The sequence below is a fragment of the Neisseria sp. P0021.S007 genome, assembly GCF_051956855.1.
Genome location: NZ_JBQCXA010000003.1, coordinates 240593 through 250598, shown reverse-complemented (window position 1 = coordinate 250598; position 10006 = coordinate 240593). Strand labels below are relative to the sequence as shown.

Sequence of the window (10006 nt, the reverse complement as noted above, 5' to 3'; positions counted from 1 at the left end):
CAGCAAAGAGTGGGAAGGGGATGGGTGGAACGGAAGGGGGAGCGGGTGGAGGCGGCCAGCAGAAATCGGGGACGGTAAAGACAACGCGGAATTTGCTGCTTTTACGGGCGATTTTATTGACGGCCATTGGGTGCTCCTGTTGGGGGGATGGGGTCGTCTGAAAAATTGGCTACAATCGGTTGATAATCAGACGGTCTTTTAGTTGTTTACGCGAGTGCCGCAAGAGAAGGCGGTATCGGGATAAATTTGTCTTGTGAAGTATGGCATGCAACTGCGGCTGCGATTTGTTCTGCCCGTTCATGTCGAGCAATAAACCTGAGTTGACATGCAGAAATTTCCAGCTCTTCTGCAAAAGAAGTCCGGTATGTACAGTCGATGCGGCGTTGTTCTACATCAACGAGTACGGTATCCAACACCATGTCTTTACACAAAGACATATTAGATGCGGTATGGGCATGTACAAATACAGTCTCTACCGGTAGTTCGACAGTAAAGTACTGATTGGGCGCTTGAAAGGAATGTACCATGCCGGTAAATCCTAGTGTATAGATATGGTTAGGCTTTAGATGTGGCAATTGAAGGGAAGGATGAGCACCGTTCCAATAAGCCATAGAAAAATCTTTTGGTAATAAAGGTGCACGGTTAGCTATCCATTCTGCATCGGCAGTACCTGAATGTTGTGCCCGTTGCGCAAAATAACGGGGCATAAAGCCAAATCCTTCAGGAGCAACATTTTCAGCAGGATCTCGTACCGGATGGCTTGGGTCATAAATCTGGTGAGCCTTTAATATCCTTTTGAACCCATTTTGTTTGAGTTGGGATTTGGGATAATAACCAATACCGACAGGATTTTGCTGATGCCCCTCATGATCGTCTTCAACTGCACTACCGCCAAAGGCAAATTCATAGCGGATGGGCAAGGAGAGAATAGGATCTGGTTCGCTTAGAGACCATCCGGCTATCTCTCTTACCCAGTAGCGCTCGCCAGTAAGAGCCAGACTTTTTTGGTAATCGCCAACACTCACCGCTACAGCAAGTTGCCGAGCGGGAGTGTCATCATGTGCATAGGCGATTGCATTGACCACTAAATCAGTTTTAGGTTTATAAAGGCAGAAGTCGCTTTCAAACTGAGTTGAAGTTTGAGATGGTTCACCGTAAAAAGTATCTGCAAATGTAAGAGGCGTCTGCGTTTGGGCAAACTTAAGTACGGTTTTTCCAGTTACAGGATCGATTTCAAACTCATAACTGACTTTAGCAACTACGACATCATATGTTCGATCTAACTGGTCGATGTTTTTAAATTGCTGCGTATGAAAGCAGGTAAAGTTCTCCAATTCGAACATTTATATACCTTTTCTTCTAGTTGATATCGACTTTTTTACCATCCATATCTACTACATTAGTGCCAACGATCTTAACTTTTTTACTAACGATAGAGATTTTATTTTTATCTATTACAATCATTGAGTTGCCTACTTGAAGGGTAATTTTGCTCCCAGCAGATAAGGTAATTTTATTGCCGGCATTAAGGCCAATATTTAAACCTGCATTAAGTCCCATAACTAGGCCAACGCTATGCATTTCGGCACCAACAACGTTGGTCATCCAACCACCTCCGACGTTTAGCATATAGCCAGCGCCAATGTTGGTCATTTGTCCGATACCAACGTTGCTCATACCATTTAGGCTGACGGTTTCCTGCTTATTGCCACCAATGCTGCTTACCTCGTTGGATACAATGGTTTTGTTACGATTGGCACCAACGGTCAATGCTTGATTTTTGCCGATAGAAACGTTTTGATCCAAGCCTACGGTTAAAGCCTGATTTTTTCCGATGCCAATGTTTTCATCGAGGCCAACAGAATGGGTTCGATTTTTAGCGACAGAAACACTCTGATCTTTACCCACAGAAGTACTTTGGTTTTGGCCAACACTAATGCTTTGGTTTTGGGTAATACTGGAAGTTTCGTTTTGGCCGACTGATTTGGTACGGTTTTGGGTAATTGAGGCAGTTTCGTTTTTTTGAACGGTTTTAGCTCGATCACCTACTACTGTTACAGTTTCATTATTACCAATTGTAGTGGTTCGGTCGTTGTTGACGTTACGGGTTTCATTATTCTTAACAAGTGAGGTCAAGTCTTTCTGTGCCTGGAAGTTGACCATTTCAGACCCAGCAGTATCATTGAACATCAGTTCGTTAAAGTTGGCTAATGGAGAGTTAAAACTTTTACTCTTGATACCGGATTGCTTAGCTGCAGCAGGAAATCCCCATGGTGGCGACATTGCGCTGTTATACAGACGGCCTAATACAATGGGTCGATCAGCATCGCCATTAATAAAATCAACCAGTACTTCTTCGCCAATGCGTGGTGTATTAATAGAGCCATAGCCAGCACCAGCAGAGCCCTGAGTTACTCGTACCCAGTTGGAACTGTTTTCATCCATTTTTCCATAGCGATCCCAGTGGAACTGGACTTTAATATCGCCATATTCATTGGTGTAGACCTCTTCACCTGCAGGTCCTGTTACCGTAGCTGCTTGTGTCCCTAAAACTTTTGGCTTGGGAGTTTTAAGAGGAGGGCGGTATGGATAAGATTTAGGTAATACGCGGAATGAAATTCTAAATTTGCCAATACGGTCTCCAGACGTATAGCCTGCCTCTTCGAAATCATAATCAGCTTTTAAAATAGTATATTCGGTATTAGAAGATGCATGAGGGTGTTTGCTCAGGATAAACGTATAACCTGGAGCAAGTGTCAGTGCAGTGCCTGAGCCAGTAATAATCTTGGTTTGGCTTTTCAAATCTTCACTACGAACCTGACTGTAATTTTGTGCTTCTGCCACATCACTAAAACCTGTGTAGAAGTCATAGTGTTCCATAGATACCGAATTAAAGTCATGAACTGAGTCTGAAGACATCATCGGTACTTTAGCATTTTTATAATTGTATTCTCGAGTAACAAATTGACTAGATTTTAAAGCATCTCGTTCTTCCCAAATATCAATATAGGCGATATTTGGTGCCCCTGGTGCAGTATTTCGAGAGTGGTAGGGGATGTTAGGGGATGAAATAGCTTCTAAAACACCGACATCATCAGTAATAACCAGCTCATGTGAACCGTTACTGTGGGCAAAATAATAGTAGATACCTTCTTGTTCAAATAGGCGGTTTAAGAAATCAAAGCTATTTTCTTGATATTGAACACAAAAGCCTCTTGTTCGATACCCTTTTTGACATTTTATCTGGTATGGGAATCCGAATGGTGCTAAGACTTCATTAGCGATATCTAATACGGACTTATCAACGAAAACCCTGCTGTCTGTATTTTGAGTGAGGTACCACATGAATGGGCGAGTGGTACAAGTATAGGCATGATAACCTTCCTCGTCCTCATCTTCTCCAATATAACCGAAATCGGTAACCAGACCATTTAGGTAACGAGGACTGCTTGCTTCAGTATCAATTTCCAATGTTACAAACTGACCAATAATATCTTTGCCTTGTAAATTTGGGTTTGGGGAGACCAATGTAATATTGAACTCAAACAGATTTGAAACGGATTCTGTTCCAAGCATTTTTTTGAATAATAGTTGTGATCCCAAAGGCGTATGAGCAACGATAGTTCTATTCATTTCGGGAAACTCCTTGTCAATCTTAAACCAATATTCCGGTTAGAAGTATTTTTATCCTATATTTTAAATAGGGATAAAATATGTGGAAGTGATATTTTAGATAATATTATTTACATCTCTATTGAAACTTTTAAATACACTGAAAATTCCGTAATTTACTTAAATTAAATGGATTAAAGGCAGTAGAAGTAGTAAATTCAAGTATAAGATTTTTTCCTTTAATATTGTATTCGACAACAGTGGTATTTCCTGTTTGGCGAATAATTTTACCTTTTTCAATAAGGCGGAAGATTGACCACGGCCCAGTTGAACTAATACCTGCGCTGTTGATTTGGGGAGATGAGATATCTATTTTAGCTAAAGCATTTTCACTCTTGGATGGCCAAGTAAAGGTTACAGGATTTACAGGACCATGGCTGTATACATAGCTCTTACCTGCATATGAAATATTTACACTTTCTAAACTGGTATCAAGAATTAAAACTTTAATTGAAAAGTCGAATGTAGGAGTTTCTGATCCTTTATCAAAATACCCTTGTCGAATGTCTGCTATATCATTTAGCTTTGCAAAACGATCTTTAAACGCATCATTTTTAGCAGTTAAAGTTTCCAGTTTTTCTGAGCGTGCCAATACGGCAGCTTCACCAGTCAAGTTGGTAAATTTACTGTAGATACCATTGGGACCAAATATACTGGTGAAACTCTCTAATGCGACATTGTCCTCCGATCCTTTATCGAAAGGGTATCCTTGTTGATGTATTTCTTGACAACTATTAGTCAATGTGGCCATTTGTTTTTCTAAAGTAGATAAAATTTTTTCATCAACAATTTTGTTAGTGTTTTTCAGAATAATTTCAGAAAAGTTATCTAACATTTGGCGAAAGGGAGGTGGCAGTCTATTTACTTCAGCCTTGTATTTTACGAAAGGATCATCAGGTGGTAAGTCCACTCCTTTTTCTACAGCAACATTAACGGCAACTAAATAAACATATAAATCATTTATAGCTTCTGTAACGTTATTAATAGCTGGAGGTTGATCATTAGTGGTTTCAGTTAATATATGGAAATCTGCAAAAGCATCATCGACTGGAGTTGCTTGTTTTAAAGCAGCTAATTCATTCTTTACATTATTCCCCTCTTCACTCTCTAAGAGTTTCGAGAGTCCCGCTCTATTTAACCAATCAGTAATTTTGCTTCCAGCTTTTTCTGTTATTCGTTTGTCAATAGTTAAAGTCGTATTATCACTAATTCCTTTAATAATATTGACTAAAGGTGAGTTCTTTTCAGATAGCAGCTTAGCAATTTGAGTACTCTCTCGTGATGACTTTGGTGTTACTAATGACAAATCAGATAAATAACTATTCCAAACTTTGATGTAATTACTGAAATAGATTCTTTGGGCATCAGAAAGGACAGATGCCTTGCTTTGACTTAAAGAAGCATAGTCACCTAATACCCAGTTGTCTTCATTAAAAAACTGCTCTGCAGATTTAACCATAGCAGGCAAAACTTTAGTAATGTAGGCTTCTTTGGTATAAATAAAGTTAATAGGTTCTTTCAGAGTTCCACCAGTCTTACGTCGGAATAACAAGTGACTTTGCACTCCACCCATACTTGAAAAGGATACAGGTGTAACTCCTCCCTTTCCAGAGAGAGTAACTGTATTTATGGTATCTTCTAATACCATGGTTGCAATGTCTCTTTGCGCAATTTCCTGTCTACGACGTTCTACTAATTCTTCATCATAGGGAACGCTTGGTGTAATGCTTTGTTTTGAAAGAATCTGATTCAGAGCTTTTTCAACAGATTTTTTTTGTTGGTCACTCATACCTGATGATTCTGTTTTAGACAAATTGGACATTAACCAGTTTTGCATAAAAGCAGCATCAAAATGTTCTTTGTGGAACATCATAAGATAAGCTTTTAATGCATCATAGCTATTAATATTGTTGGAGCCATTAGCTGTGCGTAGAAGTTCATCCAACTTATAGCTGATTAATGGCATTACGTTGTCTTGAAGAATTCTATAATAGGCTGACTCCCCAACATCTTTCATTTGGCTGCCTTGATAAAGGCCAATACGATAGCTGAGCGGAGGGGATAATAAATCTGGAATTTCTTTACTGGTAGTTGTATCTCTAACTTGTTCAGCAAATGTTACAGCCTTAAGTAAATCAGGGCCGTCTGTATATTTTTTTACATCTGAAGCTAAGTCAGTTGCTTTTTTATCAACCTGTTCAAGATATGATTGGTTATTGGAGTAACTATTCAACATCATTGTCAAACATGCGATTACTACAGTTGCAATAGCTCCAATACCTAGCCAATACAAGATTTGTTTTTTGACAAACCAAGATTTATTCTCACCAGCCAAATTTGCCTCGCTTAAAATAACGTCAGCAAATAGTCTATTTAAGAAAAAGCTATGTTCGTTATTCTGAGTAGAGGCCTGGTTTGAATCCAAGTATTTTTTAGATAATTGGAAATCACTTTGCAAACCTTCCAGTATAGGGTTGAGATGTTGTCCTGTTTGAGTTGAGCTTGAAAAATAAACACCTCTCCATGCGATAGGTTGCTCAAATTTTGAAGATTTAGACAGTTCTTTAAATAGGGAAAGTACGGCCTGATTAAGACGCTCGAACTCCTCAGGGAATGCAAAAGCCGCAGCCTTGTCTTCAGTGGATTCTAATTGGTGAACAGTACCCAACATAGAGGAGCGTAATTTATCTACAATATCTGCTAAGGCATTAGAAGCAGTAGCGATAGGGGTTTCCATTCCTTCTGTATTAGATAGAGGAATCCCTAAATATTGATTTCTTTGTTCTTCAGTTAGATGGTTAAAGAATTCATTAAAACCATGCAATAAATCTAATTTGGTTATCATAAGATAAACTGGAAAATGTATACCTAATTTAGTATGCATTTCATGGATTCTTTTACGCAGTTCTACTGAGATTTCTGTTATATTGGTTTTTCCGCCCAATAAATCATCTACGCCTACAGTAACCAATACTCCGTTTATTGGCTGTTTAGGTCGGTAACGTTGTAGCAGCGTTACAAATTCTTCCCAGTCACTAGAATCTTTACTGCTATGATTGTCATGTAAAGATAATCTACCAGCTGTATCGAGAAATACTATTTCATCCGATAGGAACCAATCACAATCTCGTGTACCTGCTAGGCCACTTACAGATGTCCCCAAAGTGCTCTCTAAGGGGAAGTTAAGGCCAGAACGTTTGAGTGCAGTCGTTTTACCAGATCCTGCTGCCCCTAGGACAACATACCATGGCATTTGATAGAGGTATTGACCTTCTTCTAGTCTAGCCAACAAACTGTTTTTAGATTTAGAAAATTTAGCATTCTTTAATACTTTGTCCATTTCAGCAAACTGGCGGCTCATAGAGCTAACATCATTTGCACTTTTTAAAATAGGTTCTTGGGCTGCTCGAATTTCTTTCAATAAAGCAGCGTTTCGTCGGGATTCACGATATTGGCGAAATACAGCTTTAGCCAACCAAATACCAATAATAGTGGCACACACTGCAAAACGAATAGTTTTGCTTACTAAGGGGCGAACTTCACCTATGGAGATTAATGGGCCAATAAACCATACTAATATAATTAGGCCAGTAATACCCAACATCACCCATAAAGAGCGAGAACCTAGAAAATAAATAATTTTTTTCATGTCTATTTTTTCCGTATCAATCTAAAATAGATTATTGTGTGTTTGCACTACCGTTTTGTTAAGGATTGGAGGTATTGTTTTTTATTTCGACTGTGCTACCTAGTTTGGGTCCAGTTTCTGTAGTAAATAATGTAATTTCAACCCTTCGGTTTTTAGCCCTGTTCTCCAAAGTATCGTTTGGTGCTACAGGATCGGTTGAGCCTCGCCCTTCAGAACGGATGCGTGTTCCACCATTTTTAACGTAATTCAATAAAATTTCTTTTACTGCATCTGCCCGAGCCTGTGATAAATGCCAGTTGGATGGAAAATTTAAGCTCTGAATTGGCTGATTGTCAGTGTATCCCGTAACAATAATTTGTCCTTCCACACTATCTAAGGCTTGGCTAACCGCAGCCAAAACAGGATAATATTGGTCTTGAATTTGTGCAGAGCCGGATTCAAATAAGCCATCACCTAAAATAGTAACAGTGCTTCTGTCTTGAAAATCTTCCACAGATACTAATTTTCTAGCAATCTCATTTTCCAATAAAGGCCGTAGTCGGACTGTTTTTTGTGTATCCTGTTGTTTGGTGATTACTGAAGGGAGTTTGAGGCTGTTTACTTTTGTACTGGCTGTATTGAATTTATCTCCTAATGACCATTGCATTGTAAAATAGCCTACACCTAATGCAACAGCTCCTAATACGCCTACTACCCATAAAGGAATAGCAAGCCTGCGTTTCCTTTGAATATTATTTGTAATAATCGGGTTATGTTTAAAAAGATTAGCAGTTTGGTCAGGTCGTTTACTGTGAATTAAGGCAAGTAGGTCCCTTTTAATTTTATCGATCTCAAGCTCCCCATTGTTTAGAACCTGGTACTTACCTTTGTAACCAAATTGTAGGCATAAATACATAAACTCCAATAAATCAATATTCTTATCAGAATCTTGTTTCAAATTTTGAATGATTTCAAAAAAACGTTCTCCACCCCAAGTTTCATCGTAAAAAGATACTAATAAGCTATTCTTTGACCAAGTTTCATCAGCCCAGCCTGCACGGACTGCTAATTCATCTACAAATGTACAAAGACAGTATTTTGCAGCCTGAATGGCATCATATTTAGCTCCATTTTTTTCAGCATTCTCTTCAAAATTATTAATTAAGAGAGAGAATTTATTAATTAGGCTGTCAGTAGATAATTGACTAGTAGTTTGCTGCATAGAGTTAGCCAAGATAAGAACAGGTTTAGCAGCTTCAATTAAAGGGTTATAAACATTTACTGCGTTGTTTGCAGTATTATTCTGGTTATTCATAATGAAATTCCAAATTAAATCAAATTAACTTAAAGACTTAATCGCCCAAAATTCAACATCTAAATTAGGGAAATTACCAGCCAAATGGAAAGCCATACCTGAGGAAGTATCAAACATATCCCATAATTCATGTTTTTTATCTAATTCAAAATAAACATAACCACTATGGTATGGTAATTCTCTTGGTGCCACGGATAACGCATGAACTTTAATTCCAGGTAAATGGTAAGCAACCAATTCCTTAACTTTTTCTACAGTACCTATTTTTACTACACTTGGAATTTTTTGGCGTAAGGCTTCGTTAGGCATATCAGCTTTGATGGCTAGGACAAATGAAGCTTTATCCAGTAAGCTTTGATCAGGAGTTTGGGCGACTCGGGTTGCTTCATCACGCAAATCTAATGGAATTCTAATTGCTCTTTGTTCAAGTACAATAGACAGTGATTTGCGCAAGTTAAAAAATAATTTACCAAAACATGATGCTAGATCATTGTGTTCATAAATAGGAACATCTCCTACCTTGCGTGAAGGAAGGAAAGTCATTAAATCAGCACATAATTTTGATAAGTTGACAAATAATTGTTCTGGATGAGTTTGACGAGCGCCTTCATTTTCATGATGCAAATAAGCCAGATACCGATTGATGGTCTGAAGCATCATAAAGTCCATTACTTCAACAGAACCTCCGGTATTCGGGTCGTTTACAGCGTTAGCTAGACTATTGCTTTTTTGCATTAATAAGCCATATATTTCTGAAATGTAAGCTTTTAGGTGTTGTTGCTTTTGGCTTCCTAGGGAAGGTGGAATATATGATTCGTCTAGAATGATTTCAAAGTCTGCTGAACTGGATCGGATAACTGCAATAGGAAGGGCAGTTTGATTGCTAGTTAAATCATTTTCTAAAATCAATGTAGGATTAAGATCTGCTAGTGTAATTTGGCGACCGTCTAATTCGGAGTTTGTTGTATCTGCAAGGGTTTTCTCAAATGCTTTATATCGGTAAGAGTGAGCAGAATTTTGATTTAGAAAGTCAATCTCATTATTGACAGAGGATGGCAGAGTAATGGCTAAGCAAACTTTGGTATCTTTTATGTTTGCAGGTACTTTTAAGCTTAAATTTTCAAGTTGTTTTTGGGAAAACACAAATATAGAACCATCAGGAAAAATACCTTCTGCTTCACGAATACCAAGAACACCATGTTTGAGGCCGTCTGAATCCAGTACTAAAGATGAAAATCCCCAAAAATAACCTTCTTTAGAAACAGCTAGTTGACGTAATCCAGACTCAAGATAACGTTCAAATTGCTGGAAATGCTGTGGGGTAATAAAGATTCCCTCCGACCAAACTACTTTTGCTTCAATTGCCATGCATTCAACCTCAAATTATTTAT

General features: G+C 38.3%; 5 protein-coding genes. All 5 read right to left on the bottom strand.

Translation table 11 applies throughout. From position 1 onward, the window contains the following. Positions 1-206: 206 nt before the first annotated feature. The 5 genes from ACTHUR_RS06525 to tssK all read right to left on the bottom strand — a co-directional run bounded on the left by ACTHUR_RS06525 (position 207) and on the right by tssK (position 9983). On the bottom strand, positions 207-1343 hold the full coding sequence (locus ACTHUR_RS06525) for a DUF2169 family type VI secretion system accessory protein (RefSeq protein WP_004520030.1): 1137 nt from the start codon (positions 1341-1343) through the stop codon (positions 207-209). 16 nt (positions 1344-1359) lie between these two features. Then, complete coding sequence (locus ACTHUR_RS06520; protein ID WP_004520031.1) at positions 1360-3633, bottom strand: type VI secretion system Vgr family protein; 2274 nt, start codon at positions 3631-3633, stop codon at positions 1360-1362. A 130-nt stretch (positions 3634-3763) separates the two neighbouring features. Beyond that, positions 3764-7321, bottom strand: a complete 3558-nt coding sequence (gene tssM / locus ACTHUR_RS06515; RefSeq protein ID WP_049343522.1) for a type VI secretion system membrane subunit TssM — start codon at positions 7319-7321, stop codon at positions 3764-3766. Between the two features lie 58 nt (positions 7322-7379). Next, positions 7380-8615 (bottom strand): type VI secretion system protein TssL, long form, encoded by a 1236-nt coding sequence (gene tssL / locus ACTHUR_RS06510; RefSeq protein WP_004520033.1) that lies wholly within the window; start codon positions 8613-8615, stop codon positions 7380-7382. 24 nt (positions 8616-8639) lie between these two features. Continuing rightward, entirely contained in the window at positions 8640-9983 is a 1344-nt protein-coding gene (gene tssK / locus ACTHUR_RS06505) for a type VI secretion system baseplate subunit TssK (protein WP_049337057.1), read from the bottom strand. Positions 9984-10006: the final 23 nt, after the last annotated feature.

What these genes read in the sequence shown, in the direction of transcription:
- ACTHUR_RS06525 (WP_004520030.1), bottom strand. Translation starts at nt 1,343, where the DNA reads ATGTTCGAATTGGAGAACTTTACCTGCTTTCATACGCAGCAATTTAAA.
- tssK (WP_049337057.1), bottom strand. Translation starts at nt 9,983, where the DNA reads ATGGCAATTGAAGCAAAAGTAGTTTGGTCGGAGGGAATCTTTATTACC.
- tssL (WP_004520033.1), bottom strand. Translation starts at nt 8,615, where the DNA reads ATGAATAACCAGAATAATACTGCAAACAACGCAGTAAATGTTTATAAC.
- ACTHUR_RS06520 (WP_004520031.1), bottom strand. Translation starts at nt 3,633, where the DNA reads ATGAATAGAACTATCGTTGCTCATACGCCTTTGGGATCACAACTATTA.
- tssM (WP_049343522.1), bottom strand. Translation starts at nt 7,321, where the DNA reads ATGAAAAAAATTATTTATTTTCTAGGTTCTCGCTCTTTATGGGTGATG.